This window comes from Rathayibacter caricis DSM 15933, assembly GCF_003044275.1.
In the GTDB taxonomy this organism is placed as follows: Bacteria; Actinomycetota; Actinomycetes; order Actinomycetales; family Microbacteriaceae; genus Rathayibacter; species Rathayibacter caricis.
Genome location: NZ_PZPL01000002.1, coordinates 152,352 through 166,359 on the forward strand (window position 1 = coordinate 152,352; position 14,008 = coordinate 166,359).

Here is a 14,008-nt window from a genome sequence, read left to right on the forward strand (position 1 = left end):
TGTCGCCAGTCTCGTCGCTGTCGGCCCGGACCGGAAGGACGTCGGTCGGCTCGGATCTCTGCGCGGACGACGCAGCTGCGCGACCGCGAGCACGAGTGGTGACGGCCAAGGAGCGCCATAGATCACCTCTTGGCGCGTGCCTCGTCCGGTGCCACCCTGAAGAAGTGACTGAGAACACTGCGGCAGCGGAACTCCGGACTCTCATCGACGAGCGGGTGCAGGCGATCGCGTCGCGCGATGCGCAGTACCTTGCCGACGCGCAGGACCCCGAGATCCTCGCCTTCAACGTCCTGCCTCCCTTGCGGCTCCGCGGATCGGATCAGGTGGCGGAGCAGACGCGGGCCTGGTTCGATGGCTACGCCGACGGGCCCGGCTACGAGGTGCATGACCTCCGGATCGACGTGGACGGGAGCGTCGGCGCGACGGCGTTCCTCTACCACGTCACCGGAACCCTGCTATCGGGCGACGAAGTCTCCATGTGGGTGCGTGCCACGCTGGTCTGGAAGAAGATCGACGGTCGATGGCGGATCGTCCACGACCACGAGTCCATCCCCTGGGATCCGAGTACCGGGCAGGGCCTGGCCTCTCTCGAACCCTGACCGGCCGAGTCGGCTTCGCGGGACTCCGTCGATCCGCGCCGGAATCTCCCGCCCGGTTCAGCTCTCGGAGGAACCGGTGACGGCGGAGGGGGCGGATTCCGTGTACTCGTCGTGGCGGCGCATCCAGAACGCGCGCGGCGCCTGCGGCCACCCGTCGGGAACGTCCTCGCCCTCCATCTGGCTGCCGTACGGCGTGAGCGAGAGGAGGCTGTTGACGCTGCCGATGCCGCCGACGACGGTTCCGTTCTGGAGGAAGTACGTGCGGTACACCTTGTCGCCGTCGCGGAGGAAGACGTTGAGCGCGAACCACTCCGTCGCCCCGAAGTCGCTCGTGAAGGAGGGTGTCCTGATCGTGTACCAGGGCATGTCGTCCCAGCCCATGCGCGTCTTGTACGCCGCGAGCTGCGGCTGCTCGGCGGGGGACGCCATGGCGAAGGTGACGTCGTGCGCGTGGACGAGCCCGAGGTCGCCGACGCCGTCGGCCCAGGACGAGCAGCCCGCGCACCCCGCGTCGGGCCAGCCCGCGACTCCCTCCTCGAAGAAGAAGCGGTAGAGGATCAGCTGACTGCGCCCCTCGAACAGATCAATCAGCCGCACGACGCCCTCCGGGCCCTCGAACAGGTACTCGTCCTCGACGAGGACCATCGGCATCCGCTTGCGCGCCGCCGCGGTCTCCTCGAGCACGGCAGCCAGACGCTCCTCCTGCTCCCGGAGGACGGCCACGGAGGCGTCCCACTCGGACGCGGAGACGACGTCAGGCTTCGCGATGCTCATGCACGCATCGTAGGAACTCGTCACGTCCGCGATCCAGCAGACATCGACGTCAGGACTACGCGTTCGAGGCGGTCAGCGGCTTCCGCAGCTCGACCTCGACGTAGTGGCGGCCGTGGATCTCGCCTTTCCGCCGCGCTCCGGTCGGCGCGTACCTGGCGGCGGCGTACACGTGCTGAGCGCGGGTGTCGGCGTCGTGGGTCCACAGGAACACCTCGTCCCGGCCCCGAGCGCGCAGCTCGTCCTCCGCGGCCTCGAGCAGGAGCCGCCCGATTCCGCGCCTGCCGGCGGCAGGATGGACGAAGAGGACGTACAGCTCGCCGTCGTCACCGTGGGTGCCGGAGTATCCGACGACGAGGCCGTCGAGCTCGGCCACGAGCAGCACGTCCGACGAACCCGTCTCGGCCACGGCCTCGACCCAGAACTCCGGAGGGAACATCGGCACGATCTCCTCGATGCGCTCGAGGTGCGTCCACCCGTCGAGCACCGCCGCATCGAAGACCTCACCCAGCCGCGGCGCATCGCTCGCGACCGCGTTCCTCACCACGATCCCGCCGTCGATCGCCATGGACCGACGCTACGACGTACTCCGGATCGGGCGCCACCTGTCCGAGGGGCATCGCGGGGTCCATCGCCGACGTTGCCGACGACGATGACGCTGGGCATCCTGGGTCGATGAGCGAACTGCACAGGCTTCTGGACCGGTTCACCGGCACGTGGCGATCCGAGGGCCGGATCGTCGACGGCGGCGAGCACAACGGCGAGCGGTGGCACGGCTGGGACGTCTACGAGTGGTTCCCGGGCGAGCGGCACCTCGTCCACCGCGTCGACGTCGAGATCCTCGGCGCCCGCAGGGAAGCACTCGAGATCTTCACCCCTCGCCCCGGCGCGCCGCGCACCTTCGACCAGACCTCGTTCGACGCGGACGGGAGCATCGAACACGCGTCGGGTCGGTTCGAGGAGGACGGAACGTACCGCAGCGGGAACGAGAGCGCTCGAGCGACCCTGACCTTCGCCGCTCCGGACGCGATGACGGCGCGATGGGAGATCCGCCGCGAGGACGGCACCTGGGGCGAATGGATGACGGTCGCCTTCACCAGGATCGGCGAACCGCGCATCCAGGTACGCTCCGCACGCGAGTACGGAGGCTGATCCGGGCACTGGAACCGGACGGGGCGGACTCGGTAGCGTCGGGTCATGAGCAGACTCGTCGTCTCCGTCCTCACCTCCCTCGACGGCTACTACGAGGGTGCCGGGCACGACCTCTCGGCTCTCCCGTTCGAGGACGCGTTCAACGACCACAACCTCGAGCTGCTGAGACGGGCGGGCACCCTCGTCTACGGGAGCCGCTGGTTCCGGAACAACTGGGACAGCTGGAGCGCCGTCGCCGCCGACAACTCCGCGAACGACCGCGACCGCGAGGTCGCCCACCTCGTCATGACCCTCGACTCGCTCGTCATCAGCGACTCCCTCACGCCCGATCCCGACGCCCCCTGGGCCGCCACGACCCGGACCGTGCCGCGCGAGGACGCGGTCGCCGAGATCCGCGCGCTCAAGTCGGGCGGCGACCGCGACCTCCTGATGTTCGGAAGCGGAACGACCTGGAACCCGCTCCTCGAGGAGGGCCTCGTCGACGAACTGATCGTCCTCGTCGGAGCCGGACTCGCCGGCGGCGGATCCCCCCTCTACTCCGGAGAACCGCACCCCGGCCTCACCCTCCTCGACGCCGCCGTGCTCCCCGGATCCGAGCTCGTCCGGCTCCGCTACGACGCGAGCAGCCGATGACCGCCCTCTACACCTGGGACGTCTTCGCCACCCTCGACGGATACGGGTCCTACGACACGGGCCCGGAGGGCGTGGACTGGGGAGGCTACTGGTCGCGGCAGGGCCCCGAGCTGCTCGAGTGGCGGGTAGGCCTCTTCGCCCAGCCGCTGCGCATGGTCTACGGAGCGACGACCTTCCGCGAGGTCGCGGAGATCTTCGCCGCCGGCACCGACCCGAACGCCCTCGACGAATGGAACCGCCGGCTGCACGCGATGCCCGCCACCGTCGTGTCCTCGACGCTGCACGACACGCTGGGCTGGCCTGACGCGACCATCGAGTCGGGTGACGCGGTGGAGGTCATCGGACGCCTCAAGGAGACGTCGGACCTGCCGCTGCGCTCCCAAGCCAGCCTGACCCTGAACCGGTCGCTCCTCGCCGCCGGGCTCGTGGACCGCATCGCGGTGACCGTGTTCCCCGTCATCACCGGCCGCACAGGGGTCAGCTCGATCTACGCAGGACTGGCCGACTACGACCTCGAGCTGCTCGACACCCGCGCACTCGACGGGAGAACTGTCGAGCTGACTTACCGGCCGTCACCGCACCCTTAGCACACGAGATCCGGGTGGAGTCGTCGCATCGCCAGTGATACCGGAGGATCGAAGCCCAGGGCGCGGTAGATCCGTTCGGAGTCCGGCGTCGCATGAAGGTCGGTGACCTCGCAGCCGGCGACGTCGAGCCAGCGCAGGGCGGCGCGGACGAGTTCTCTGCCGTGCCCGACTCCGCGGTGAGGGACTTCGACATAGACGTTCGAGAGCTCACCCGAGAGGCCCGTCGGGAAGCCGGGTCCGGGTAAGCGCCTAGTCAGGTGGGCGATAGCGCAGCCGATCAGTCGAGGCGAACCAGAGTGGGGATCGTCGAGAACGAACGCGGCGAGGGAGCCGTCCTCCAGTCGGGCCGAGATCTCGTGCTCCGCGGCGGCGTACCACTCGGTGGCCTCGACCGTCCGCGGTCGTGCTGCGGAACCCGTGCTCGCCATGTCTTGAAACATCGCATGGCGCAACCGCACGAGCTCGCCGGCGTCGTGGGTTGTCGCAGCGCGAGGGGGAACGAGCGGAAACCGCGCAGCGCGCATGGCGCCTCCTTCACTGGTCGACGTGCTCCTGCGACTACTCCGGTGTCGCGATCTGAAGCGTCTGCGAGGAGAACGTGATGCGGTCGTGCGGCGCAACACCGAATCGCTGCCCGGGATATCGCAAGCCTGCGAACTGCGCATTCGCGTGAGCGATGATCTGCTGCGCGGTGATGGCGACACCGTCGTGCTCCGCGGCGACCGTCGTGTGCGCGTCACTGACGAGCACCACGTCGAACCCTCGCACCGCGGCGGAGAACGTGGTCGTCTGGACGCAGAAATCGGTCTGCGCCCCGCACACCACCAGCTGCTCCACTCCCAGGCGTCGGAGGATCCCCTCCAGGTCGGTCCCGACGAAGGAGTCGCGCCGGGTCTTCCGCACACGAACCTCCTTCGCAGCGGGCAGCAGCACGTCAACCAGCTCCCACGGCGAAGACTCGGGCGGGAAATCGTCGTGGTCCTGAATCCAGATCACCACAGCCCCACCGGATCGAGCACGATCAACCAGTGCCGCGCACCGCGCTGTCACCCCCTGCGCGTCATGGCAGTCGCCGAGCACACCGACCTGCATGTCGATGACGAGAACAGCAGCGATTCCACCCACTCGAACAGCCTCACGCCCTCCGTCGACAGGCGCAACCGACGAAATCCCTGATCGGTGTCGAGCGACCCGGTCTGTTCGGCACAAGCTTTGTCACAGCGTTCGGTGCGCTCAACGTCGCCGCCCGCCTCGGCGCCACGGGCAAGTTTGCTGGGCTGACGCTGCTGTACATCGGGACGGTCGGTTGACGAATCCGGATCGGAACCCTGGTGTCAGCGCAGGTCTCGGAAGAATTCGCGGACGTCCTGGAGCCAGACGTCGGGGGCTTCCAGCGCGAGGAAGTGCCCTCCGCGTTCGGTTTCCGTCCAGCGCACGATCCGGTTCTCCTGCTCGGCGTAGCGGCGGATTGCGACGTCCTGGGTGAGGGAGACGAGGACGGCGGTGGGCACGCCCGAGACGGGTTTTGTCCAGGCTCCGGGGTCGTGCATTGTTTCCCAGTAAAGATTCGCCGAGGAGCCGGCGGTGCCGGTGAACCAGTAGATGCTCGCGTCGGCGAGCAGCGTGGGAAGGAAAGCCGGAACCTCGGTGAGGACGTGGGCCGGATCCGACCATTCCGTGAACTTTTCCGCGATCCAGGCCAGTTGACCGGCCGGCGAGTCGGTCAGCGCGAAGGCGAGGGTCTGCGGGCGGGTCTGCTGCTGCTCCCGGTAACCGCTCATCTCGGTGAGGAACTGCTGCTGCCGGCGCAGCCGCTCCTTCTCCGCGTCGGTCAGCTCGTCCGGGTCGTCGTCAGGACGGGGGAAGGTGACGAGGGCGTTCACGTGGATCCCGAGAACGGCATCGGGGTGGGCTCGCCCGCATTGTGGGCCGATGAACGCGCCCGCGTCACCGCCCTGGACCGCGAAGCGCTTGTAGCCGAGCTGCAGCATCAGCTCGCCCAGGGCCGCGCCCATCCTCAGGTCCGTCCAACCCCCTCCCGCCAGCGGAGTGGAGAAGCCGTGCCCGGGTAGGGACGGGATGACGATGTGGAAGGCGTCCTCCGCCTCGCCGCCGTGCGCGGTCGGATTGACGAGCGGACCGATGAGGTCGACGAACTCGAGGAAGGAGCCGGGCCAGCCGTGCAGAAGCAGCAGGGGCATTGCGTCTCCTGCGTCGACCGGATGTGAAACGCGTGGATCCGCTGACCGTCGATCGTCGTGACGATCTGCGGATGCGCGTTGAGTCGGTCCTGGACCGCGACCCAGTCCTGTTCCTGCCATGCCGCGACAGCTGATCGCAGCCACTCCACGGGGACGCCCTTCGCTCCCACCTCCCCCGGCAACTGATCAGGGAACCGCGTCCGCCGCAAGCGGTCGAGGAGGTCGTCGACCTCGGCCGGGGGAACATTGATCTGGAAGGGTTCCACCTCGGGCACTGCGCTCTCCTCACGGTCGGGGCCTGCACGATTACGATTGCTCGTGCGGACCAGGACCGCAAGAGGTTCTCACCGACTGGCCGGATCATGTCGGCTACGGCGCCGCCGTCACGGCCCTTCCCGCGACCTTCTACCACTGGTCGCTCGAATCGGAACTCTGCGTGACTACGCCTCTCCTGTCGAGCCGAATCGTGCTCCCGTTGACGTTGTCGCGGTCGAGCCCGAGCTGTCGCGTCGGGTAGCACTAGCTCGAAGCGCAATCCCCACAAGGAATGCTGTCGGACGCTGACCGCCTCATGATCCCCATACGGGACTCGTGTTCGGGCGGGCCGCTGGCGATCGGTTCTCTCGCGCCGCTAGAGCGGTGCCCAATTCCTCAGGCAGCGATGCGTCTGACGTGGTTGAGGGTGCGGTCGATCTCGTCCTCGGTGGTGAAGTAGTGCGGCGAGAAGCGAAGGAGCGGATGGATGCCGCGCAGGACGGTGTCGAACTGGTTGTGCTCGGGGACGGTCGTGCTCACCGCGATGCGCTCCTCGGCTAGGCGGTCCTTTGCCTCCTGCGCGGAGACTCCGGCGATGGATGCGGTGACGATCGCGCAGCGCTGCGCACCGAGGTCGTGCGTCGTAACGCCAGGGAGAGCGTCGAGTCCGTCGCGAAGTAGCGCTCCGAGGCCTGTCGCTCGTTCGGCTATGGCGTCGAGACCGAGCTCGAGGGCTTGATCGACGGCTGATCCGAGGCCGACGACGTTGACGTAGCTTTTCTCCCAGGTCTCGAAACGGCCGGCACCCGGTCGCCAGCGGAAGTCCGTCCCGCCGTCCCAGGCGGCGGAGCCGATCTCGACCACGTTCGGATCCAGTCGCTCCACGGCCCGCGGGCCGGCCCACAGGAACCCGGTCCCTCGGGGTCCGCGGAGGAACTTGCGGCCGGTCCCGGTCAGCAGGTCGCAGCCCAGTGCCTCGACATCGATGGGGAGCTGGCCGACGGCCTGCGTGGCGTCGAGGAGGAAGAGGACGTCGTGCGCGCGGGCGATAGCGCCGACCGCGGCCGCCGGGTTGACAAGACCGCCGCTGGTCGGGATCCAGGTGACGCCGATGAGCTTCGTTCGCTCATCAATCAGGTCAGCGAGAGCTTCGAGGTCTATCTGGCCGTTCTCGTCGTTCGGCACTACGACCAATTCCGCTCCGGTTCGCTGCGCAACCTGCCAGTAGGCCAGGACGGCGCTGCCGTACTCGTCGGCGGCCGTCAGTATCCGGTCGCCGGGACCGAGAGGTACCGAGTAGAAGGCGGCGTTCCAGGCATGGGTGGAGTTGTCGAACAGGGCGATCTCCTCGGCTGTCCCGCCCACGAGCTGCGCCAGGCTGTCGTAGGTGCCTGCGATCGCCTCGCGGGCCGCGTCCTCCGCCTCGTAGCCGCCCAGCTCTGACTCCAGCCGGAGCATGCCCTGCATGGCCTCCAGCGTCGTCTCGGACAGCAGCGCGGCGCCTGCATTGTTCAGGTGCGTTCGATTCGCGCATCCCGGCGTCTGTCTCCGGAGCGCCCCCACATCCATGCGCCCAGTGTCCCAGCACGCACCACGAGATGCCACCGCTAGCGTGCCGCGAACGACGCTCGTCAGTACCGCGGCCGGCGCTCCTCGCAGATCCGAATCGGCTGGAATTCGAGAGCCGGCACGGTGACGGATCGCCGGTGAGGGAGTCGTCTGAAGGGACGATTCTGAGGACGAGCGGGGAGCTTGATGTCTATTGTGATCAGCGGAAACGGACATGTCGGATCGGCCACCGCGGCCGCACTCCTCGATCGCGGCGAAGAGGTGACGGTCCTCGTCCGTGTCCATCGCAGAATAGTCCAGAAACGTCGCGTTGAACGTCTCCTCTAGGGACGGCTTCTGCGCCTCCTCGGCGTGCGTTCTGCCACGCTGAGAGTGTGATCACGCTGCTCTCCGCGCCGAGCAATCTCGGGCTCCGCCCTTCTACCCCAGGCAGTGTCCCGGGCGCGGGGAAGGCGCCGGAAGCGTTCCGCGACGCCGGTCTCCACGAGTATTTTCTCAGCAGAGGAGCGCGGGACGCGGGAGTTGTCCTCGCTGGACGCTACCTGGACGACGACGCAATCCGGCCGACCGGGATCGTCCATAACGAAGCGGTGATGACGGCGCACGCTCGCCTTCTTGCGGATCGGCTTGCGCTGATTCTCGACAGCGGCGGCACTCCGCTCGTCCTCGGCGGCGATTGCAGCATCCTCATCGGCCTCGGCCTTGCCCTCGCGAAACGTGGACGAGCGGGTCTCGTGCACGTCGACGGACACACCGACTTCCGCCGGCCCGGAACAAGCGAGGACTGCGCGAGTGTCGCCGGTGAGGATCTCGCGGCCGCCATCGGGCTTCATAATCCGTCGATCGCGGACATCGACGGCGCCGGACCCTACTTTCGCGCATCCCGCGCCGTCCACATCGGGCACCGGAACGACGACGAGCATGCGGCAGACGCGCGTCAGCACCTCGGCCTCGTGATCCCGGCGAGCCAGGCGATCAGCGAAGGAGCGGCAGCGACAGCGGAGCGGGCGCGCTCGGTCGCGGAAGCCGGATACTGGCTCCAGCTCGACGTCGACGTCCTCGACCCGACGGTCATGCCCGCGGTCGACAGCCCGGACCCGGGCGGCCTGGACGCAAGCCAGCTCATCGACCTACTCCGCCGCCTCGCTCCCGCAGCGCTCGGCGCCTCCGTGACCGTCTTCGACCCCGACCTCGACCCCACCGGTGACCACGCACGCCTTCTCACCGGCATCCTCTCGACCGGCCTCGCTGACCTCGGCGCCGGCGTCTGACGCGATCACGGAACGGCTCAGCCTGGACCGGTGAACCGTAGTCGGCCGACCACCTCACAAGCTGCTGCAGCCTCGAGGGTTCCGCGGATACAAGTGGTGTTCCGCCAGGCTCTTGCCTACCCTTCTCTGAACGCGATTCCCGGGTACTCGATGATGAGCCCCGCGCTGTCGAAACGCAGATCACATGCGAACTCGAAAGTCGACGACTCGTAGTGGAACAGGCTTTGCTCCGGGCCCGTCTCGAGCAGGGTGTAGCGCTGTTCAAGACGTTCTACGCGAAGGTCTTCAGCTCGAACGAACGCCGCCGGTACGTCGACACCGACTCCCCTCACGAAGTGAAGACGGTGGAGAGGAAGTGTGTTGGTCACCGCGGACGACTCGAAATCCACGTCGACGCACCCGTCAAGATCGGGTCGCGGCTCGCCGTTCGCCGTCCATCCTCCGCTGGAGCCGCGGGTCAGAGTCAGATCGCTCTTTCCACTGTGAGTCACAGTGGTTGCGTACACCGTGGCCGTCCTCCATGAGCTGTCCACCGCTACGTCGTAGCCGACGGACCACAACGCGGAGGACTCTTGTGCAGTGGTGTGGCCGGTCAATCGATGGCCGCCGGCGCTCACGTCCTTGAAGAAGGTCACCTCGAAAGCAGCTCTCGCTCCCGTGTGGTGCCAGCTCGCCTGAGCCGGTGGTATCGACAGTCGCATGCGCGGAACCTACCGTTTCCTGTCACCCGCAGGTTCTCTCCAGGTTCACTTCGGTCGGGCGTCTGGTCAGCATTGCCGCAATACCCGGCCCCACGTCGGCGGTGCCAGGCATGGCTCACCGGGATGCCCGTCCGTCCCTCGCCGAATGGATCGCCGAGGAGCGCGGCCGACTCTCGTCGGCGCCGCTCACTCAGACGGGGCGGCGCGGCGCAGTCGCTCAGGAGCGCGTGCCTCCCACGCGTCGCGCAGAAGCTCGCCGAGGCGAGCGGGAGAGACACGCTCGAGGCGCACGAGCACACTCGGATGCCCGTCGTAATGGACGGTGGTGAAGTAGGTGTCAGGGTCCTCCTGCAGCAGCGCCTCCCGCTCGCCGAGATCTACTCGCCAGCAGACGAGCACACTGGTCTGCTCGTGCAGTCGGGCGAACATCTTCGGCCCGGCGTAGAACGCGGGAGTGCCGTAGGCGGAACGCTCCTCAACTCCGGGCAGATCGAGCGCCAGCCGGCGCACGTCGTTTTCGCTGCTCATGCCGCCAGTGTGCAAGCGAATGCCGAACAAGTACAAACCTCCGCCGAGTGGGCCGCTCGAGCACGTCTTGCCGCGCCCTTGCACGTCAGGGAGGATGTCGGGCATGGCGAACGAGCATGAGGCATTAGCGGTCTTTCTCGGCGACTGGAGCGCTTCCGGAACGGCGTACGGGGCGGACCGGCAGGGCACCGAATGGCGCAGCGTCCATTCGTCGAGGTGGCACACCGGAGACTTCTTCGTCGTCCAGGACGAGCGGGCCAACGGTCCGTTCGACACGATGAGCTTCCTGGGCTGGGACCCCGAGCGGGAGACCTATTTCTCCTGGAGCATCGAGAATCACGGCTTCGCCCGCGAGTACCTCGTCCGTCGCGACGGACAGGTCTGGACGTTCTCAGGCGAGACGGAACGAGCGACGATCACCTTCAGTGCCGACGGCCGAACACAGACCCACCACTGGGAATTCAGGCCCGACGATGCGTGGGTCACCCTCTGCGACCGTGTCGCCACCCGGGTCGACTGAACGGTGACGGCGACCCTGATGCGGCCTCGTCAGTTGTAGTCGACGTCGCGCGGGGTCCCCGCGCGCGCATTGCTCGGGCGGTAGGACAAAGCGACTGTGCTCGAGTCCTTCCACGTGCGCACTCCGAGCAGCGTCAGATCGATCTGCGGGAGGCCGGTGAACGCGCGGGCGTCGCCTCCGACGATCTTCGGGCCGACGAGCAGATGCAGCTCGTCCACCAGGCCGTGAGCGAGCAGATCGGTCCAGAGGGTGCGGCTGCGAACACGAGGATGTCACCAGTCTCGGTCTCCCGCAGCCTCCTCAGATGATCGTGCGCGACCGAGCGCGCGACGATCTCGGTGCGGTCGCCCCAGACGGCGATATCAGCGCGCGAGAGGCTGTCGGACACCACGGTGATACCGAGATCTGTCGCGTAACGGGACGCGACGTAGCGGTCCTCCGGGATCACCTCCGGATCGTCCACCTGCTTCGGCCAGTACTGCATCATCCCGGTGTAGCTCACCGCTCCGAAGAGCAGACGGCCGGCCGCGCGGACCCGATCCGCGTTGTGCTCAGCGAAAGCGAGATCCATCGGCATCTGCGACACATCACCGCCGGCGCCTTCCGTATAGCCATCGACGCTCACCATGCTGCTGACGACGATCTTCCCCATCCGACCCTCCTCGCGCGTCAGGAACGACGAGTTCACCGATCGCCGCCCCAGCGTCCCGCCTTCGGGCGGCTGGATCAAGATCCGACCACTGCATCCCCGCGAGGCCCTCTGGACGTCGCCGCGATCCTCGTTCAAGCTGACGTCATGACCACTGACCTCGACGCCGACCAGGTCGTCCGCGACGCGACCGCCGCAGTGCGCGCAAAGTTCCCCGATCACTCCGGCGCCGAAGTCGAGGCGCTCGTGCGCGAGGAGCTGACCAAGCTCGTCGACCGACCGGTGCAGGACTACCTCTCCGTGCTCACCGAGCGCGCGGTCAAGCAGCGCCTCCGAGGCGACACCACGGACTAACCGCGCCCGCGCCCGGTCGGGCGGCGCGGTTAACATCCTCGAGAGGAGCATCCGATGAAGGTCACCGTCCTGGGAGTGCCGAACAGCGCCGGCGCGTACTGCGTGGGCGTCGAGCGGGCGCCCGCCGCGCTGCGGGAGGCAGGACTCATCGCGGCACTGCGGGCTGCGGGCGCCGAGGTCGTCGACACGGGCGATCTGACGATGCGCCGATGGTCGCCCGATCGCGAGAGTCCGTTCGCGCAGAACGTGGGCGAGGAGGCGAAGGCGATGCTCGAGCTCTCCGCGGCCGCTGCGGGGCTGTTAGCGGAGGGTGAGCGGATCCTGGTGCTCGGTGGCAGTTGCATGGTCGCCGTCGGCCTGTGCGCCGCGATGGCGGAACGCGGGGAGCGCCCACGCCTCGTCTACATCGACCGGCATCTGGACCTGAACACGCCGCACTCGACCACGGAGGGCTCCCTCAGCTGGATGGGCATGGCGCACGCTCTGGCCCTCGACGGCGCCGCCGCCGAGCTGGTCGTGGCGGCCGGCCGGCGGCCGTTGCTGCAGCCTCCGGATCTCGTGTATCTCGGAGCAGACCCCACGCGGGAGACGACCCAGTGGGAACGCGAGCAGGCCGGCGCCCTCGGTCTCGCGATCGTCGATCAAGCGGCACTCTGCGACGACCCTCGAGGCGCGGCGCGACAAGCGCTCGGGATCCTCTCCCCCGGCCCGTTCGTCGTGCATCTGGACGTCGACGTCCTCGACTTCCTCGACGCGCCGATCGCTGAGAACGTGAACGGGCGCAACAGCGGACCCACCATCGCCCTCCTCGAGCCCGCACTCGTCGAACTCCTCAGCCGTCCCGATTGCCGCGGGTTGTCGATCGGGCAGCTCGACCCCGCCCACGCGTCCGCCGAACCCAACGCGCTACCGCGGCTCGTCTCAGCCCTGGTCTCTGCGCTGACCTCCACACCGCGAGACGACTGACAGCCAGGCAGTCACCGACGGCGCAAGGAACGTATCGGTGGAGTGCAGGCCGATTCGCCAGCGCGATCCCATCGCACCTCGGCGGCGCGGCCAGCAACTGCGGACAAACGATCACGCAGTGGCCGAGGATGCTCCCATCCGGGCCTCCAGCGCCTTGAAGATCTCGCGAGCGATGTACCGCTTCACGCACCGCCGGATCTCGCGAGCCGTGCGGCCCTCAGAGGTGCGGCGATCGACATAGGCACGGGTGCGCTCCTCTGACACCATGCGCACACGGGCGACGACGTCGAGCGCGCGATTCAGTTGCCGGTCACCGCCTCGATTGAGGCGGTGTCGAGTCGTGTTACCTGACGACGCCGGGATTGGGCTCACTCCTGCGAGGGCAGCGAAAGCCGCCTCGTTTCGCACCCGACCCGGGTGGGAGTAGGCCGCGATCGCAACAGCCGCGGTCACCGGACCGACGCCGTAGATCTGCTGCACGCCAGGTGCGAGCAGCTCGACGAGCTCGGCCAGAGCTTCGCGGTTCTCGCGCATCTGTCGCCCCAATTCGATCACCGTCGACGCCAGTCGAACGGCCTCGCCTCGGATGATGCGCTGCGCAACATCGTCATGGTGTACGTCCAAGTCGGCGAGCTTCTGCACCCCGCGATCAGTGAGCGCTCGCCTGGTGTCGAGGCCGAAGTCTGCGGTGCGGACCAGCGCATTTAGCTGCTTGCGTGCGCTTGTGCGACGGATCTCCATGTCGCGGCGAGCGTCGAGCCTCACGCGAAGTGCGTTGCGTAGCCCGTCGGCTTTCGGGCGGATCAGTGCGTCGAGCTCGATGCCCATCGCCGAGGTCGCGGCAGCGATCGCGTCGATCTCATCAGTCTTGCCGCGGACGCGGCTCGACTTTTTCGGCGGACGTACCTCGCAAAATGCGACCTCGGCACGCTTCAATGCCCGGCCCAACGATGCACCGTAGGAGCCTGTGCCCTCCATCGCGAACAGCACCAACCCACCCGCAAGATCTCGTGCCCAAGCGATCGCTCTATCGATCGCCGCCGTCGTGACCGGAAACGCTTTCGTTCCGAGGATCTCGCCGGTTTTGGTGGCGACTATCGCGTAGGTGTGCGTTCGGGCGTGGGTGTCGACTCCGACGACGTGGTCGTAGTGGTGGGCGACGATCATGCGGCCTCTTCTCCTCAGGGGTCATCCGGGTGGGATGCGCCGCGGAGGCATCTCTCTAACGAGTCACGCGACCGAAGTCGCGGAC

The 14,008-nt window shown here is 67.8% G+C and carries 19 protein-coding genes and 1 pseudogene; 8 read left to right on the forward strand and 12 right to left on the reverse strand.

The window, feature by feature from the left end; genetic code table 11:
* Positions 1–98 precede the first annotated feature (98 nt).
* Positions 99–599 carry a YybH family protein gene (locus C1I63_RS18710; protein WP_159989457.1) on the forward strand — a complete coding sequence of 167 codons (501 nt, stop codon included), beginning with the start codon at positions 99–101 and terminating at the stop codon, positions 597–599.
* A gap of 57 nt (positions 600–656) precedes the next feature.
* Here the strand turns inward: C1I63_RS18710 and C1I63_RS18715 are convergent, their stop codons facing one another.
* Both C1I63_RS18715 and C1I63_RS18720 read right to left on the reverse strand, forming a co-directional pair.
* The gene (locus C1I63_RS18715; protein WP_211315692.1) at positions 657–1,373 is read right to left on the reverse strand and encodes a DUF899 family protein; all 717 of its coding nucleotides are present in this window, start codon (positions 1,371–1,373) and stop codon (positions 657–659) included.
* A 55-nt stretch (positions 1,374–1,428) separates the two neighbouring features.
* Positions 1,429–1,938, reverse strand: coding sequence for a GNAT family N-acetyltransferase (locus C1I63_RS18720; protein ID WP_107576076.1), 510 nt, complete (start codon positions 1,936–1,938; stop codon positions 1,429–1,431).
* Positions 1,939–2,045: 107 nt separating this feature from the next.
* Between C1I63_RS18720 and C1I63_RS18725 the strand changes: the two genes are divergently transcribed.
* From C1I63_RS18725 to C1I63_RS18735, 3 genes are read left to right on the forward strand one after another with little or no spacing between them, the layout of a single operon-like run.
* Complete coding sequence (locus C1I63_RS18725; RefSeq protein WP_107576077.1) at positions 2,046–2,522, forward strand: hypothetical protein; 477 nt, start codon at positions 2,046–2,048, stop codon at positions 2,520–2,522.
* 45 nt (positions 2,523–2,567) lie between these two features.
* The gene (locus tag C1I63_RS18730; protein WP_107576078.1) at positions 2,568–3,155 is read left to right on the forward strand and encodes a dihydrofolate reductase family protein; all 588 of its coding nucleotides are present in this window, start codon (positions 2,568–2,570) and stop codon (positions 3,153–3,155) included.
* On the forward strand, positions 3,152–3,742 hold the full coding sequence (locus tag C1I63_RS18735) for a dihydrofolate reductase family protein (RefSeq protein ID WP_107576079.1): 591 nt from the start codon (positions 3,152–3,154) through the stop codon (positions 3,740–3,742). Before C1I63_RS18730 ends, C1I63_RS18735 begins: the two co-directional genes overlap by 4 nt.
* Here C1I63_RS18735 and C1I63_RS19870 read toward each other — a convergent pair.
* From C1I63_RS19870 to C1I63_RS18755, 5 genes and pseudogenes are all read right to left on the reverse strand, one after another.
* Positions 3,739–4,170, reverse strand: a complete 432-nt coding sequence (locus C1I63_RS19870; RefSeq protein ID WP_159989458.1) for a GNAT family N-acetyltransferase — start codon at positions 4,168–4,170, stop codon at positions 3,739–3,741. The genes C1I63_RS18735 and C1I63_RS19870 overlap by 4 nt on opposite strands.
* A gap of 130 nt (positions 4,171–4,300) precedes the next feature.
* Complete coding sequence (locus tag C1I63_RS18745; RefSeq protein ID WP_236553721.1) at positions 4,301–4,867, reverse strand: cysteine hydrolase family protein; 567 nt, start codon at positions 4,865–4,867, stop codon at positions 4,301–4,303.
* Between the two features lie 209 nt (positions 4,868–5,076).
* Positions 5,077–5,943: an alpha/beta fold hydrolase gene (locus C1I63_RS18750; protein ID WP_244907276.1), complete on the reverse strand. Its 867-nt coding sequence runs from the start codon at positions 5,941–5,943 to the stop codon at positions 5,077–5,079.
* Between the two features lie 12 nt (positions 5,944–5,955).
* A pseudogene (locus tag C1I63_RS20210) lies at positions 5,956–6,218 on the reverse strand (epoxide hydrolase N-terminal domain-containing protein); the annotation flags it as partial.
* A gap of 376 nt (positions 6,219–6,594) precedes the next feature.
* On the reverse strand, positions 6,595–8,052 hold the full coding sequence (locus C1I63_RS18755; protein ID WP_244907278.1) for an aminotransferase class V-fold PLP-dependent enzyme: 1,458 nt from the start codon (positions 8,050–8,052) through the stop codon (positions 6,595–6,597).
* Positions 8,053–8,141: 89 nt separating this feature from the next.
* Between C1I63_RS18755 and C1I63_RS18765 the strand changes: the two genes are divergently transcribed.
* Complete coding sequence (locus tag C1I63_RS18765; protein ID WP_107576082.1) at positions 8,142–9,038, forward strand: arginase family protein; 897 nt, start codon at positions 8,142–8,144, stop codon at positions 9,036–9,038.
* A 116-nt stretch (positions 9,039–9,154) separates the two neighbouring features.
* Here C1I63_RS18765 and C1I63_RS18770 read toward each other — a convergent pair whose 3' ends face one another.
* Positions 9,155–9,739, reverse strand: coding sequence for a putative glycolipid-binding domain-containing protein (locus C1I63_RS18770; RefSeq protein WP_107576083.1), 585 nt, complete (start codon positions 9,737–9,739; stop codon positions 9,155–9,157).
* A 186-nt stretch (positions 9,740–9,925) separates the two neighbouring features.
* On the reverse strand, positions 9,926–10,372 hold the full coding sequence (locus C1I63_RS18775; RefSeq protein WP_236553722.1) for an MmcQ/YjbR family DNA-binding protein: 447 nt from the start codon (positions 10,370–10,372) through the stop codon (positions 9,926–9,928).
* Here C1I63_RS18775 and C1I63_RS18780 point away from each other — a divergent pair.
* Complete coding sequence (locus tag C1I63_RS18780; protein WP_159989460.1) at positions 10,371–10,787, forward strand: DUF1579 family protein; 417 nt, start codon at positions 10,371–10,373, stop codon at positions 10,785–10,787. The two genes, C1I63_RS18775 and C1I63_RS18780, sit on opposite strands and share 2 nt — an antisense overlap.
* A 29-nt stretch (positions 10,788–10,816) precedes the next feature.
* Here C1I63_RS18780 and C1I63_RS20460 read toward each other — a convergent pair whose 3' ends face one another.
* Positions 10,817–11,005: a hypothetical protein gene (locus tag C1I63_RS20460; RefSeq protein WP_170116441.1), complete on the reverse strand. Its 189-nt coding sequence runs from the start codon at positions 11,003–11,005 to the stop codon at positions 10,817–10,819.
* Positions 10,921–11,439, reverse strand: a complete 519-nt coding sequence (locus tag C1I63_RS19875) for a dihydrofolate reductase family protein (protein WP_170116442.1) — start codon at positions 11,437–11,439, stop codon at positions 10,921–10,923. The genes C1I63_RS20460 and C1I63_RS19875 overlap by 85 nt, the downstream gene beginning before the upstream one ends.
* Before the next feature lie 144 nt (positions 11,440–11,583).
* Here C1I63_RS19875 and C1I63_RS19880 point away from each other — a divergent pair, with 144 nt between their 5' ends.
* Together C1I63_RS19880 and C1I63_RS18795 are read left to right on the forward strand one after the other, a co-directional pair.
* The gene (locus C1I63_RS19880) at positions 11,584–11,790 is read left to right on the forward strand and encodes a three-helix bundle dimerization domain-containing protein (RefSeq protein WP_159989462.1); all 207 of its coding nucleotides are present in this window, start codon (positions 11,584–11,586) and stop codon (positions 11,788–11,790) included.
* Between the two features lie 54 nt (positions 11,791–11,844).
* Positions 11,845–12,756: an arginase family protein gene (locus C1I63_RS18795; RefSeq protein WP_107576088.1), complete on the forward strand. Its 912-nt coding sequence runs from the start codon at positions 11,845–11,847 to the stop codon at positions 12,754–12,756.
* 111 nt (positions 12,757–12,867) lie between these two features.
* Here the strand turns inward: C1I63_RS18795 and C1I63_RS18800 are convergent, their stop codons facing one another.
* Positions 12,868–13,923: an IS110 family RNA-guided transposase gene (locus C1I63_RS18800; RefSeq protein ID WP_107576089.1), complete on the reverse strand. Its 1,056-nt coding sequence runs from the start codon at positions 13,921–13,923 to the stop codon at positions 12,868–12,870.
* Between the last annotated feature and the right edge of the window lie 85 nt (positions 13,924–14,008).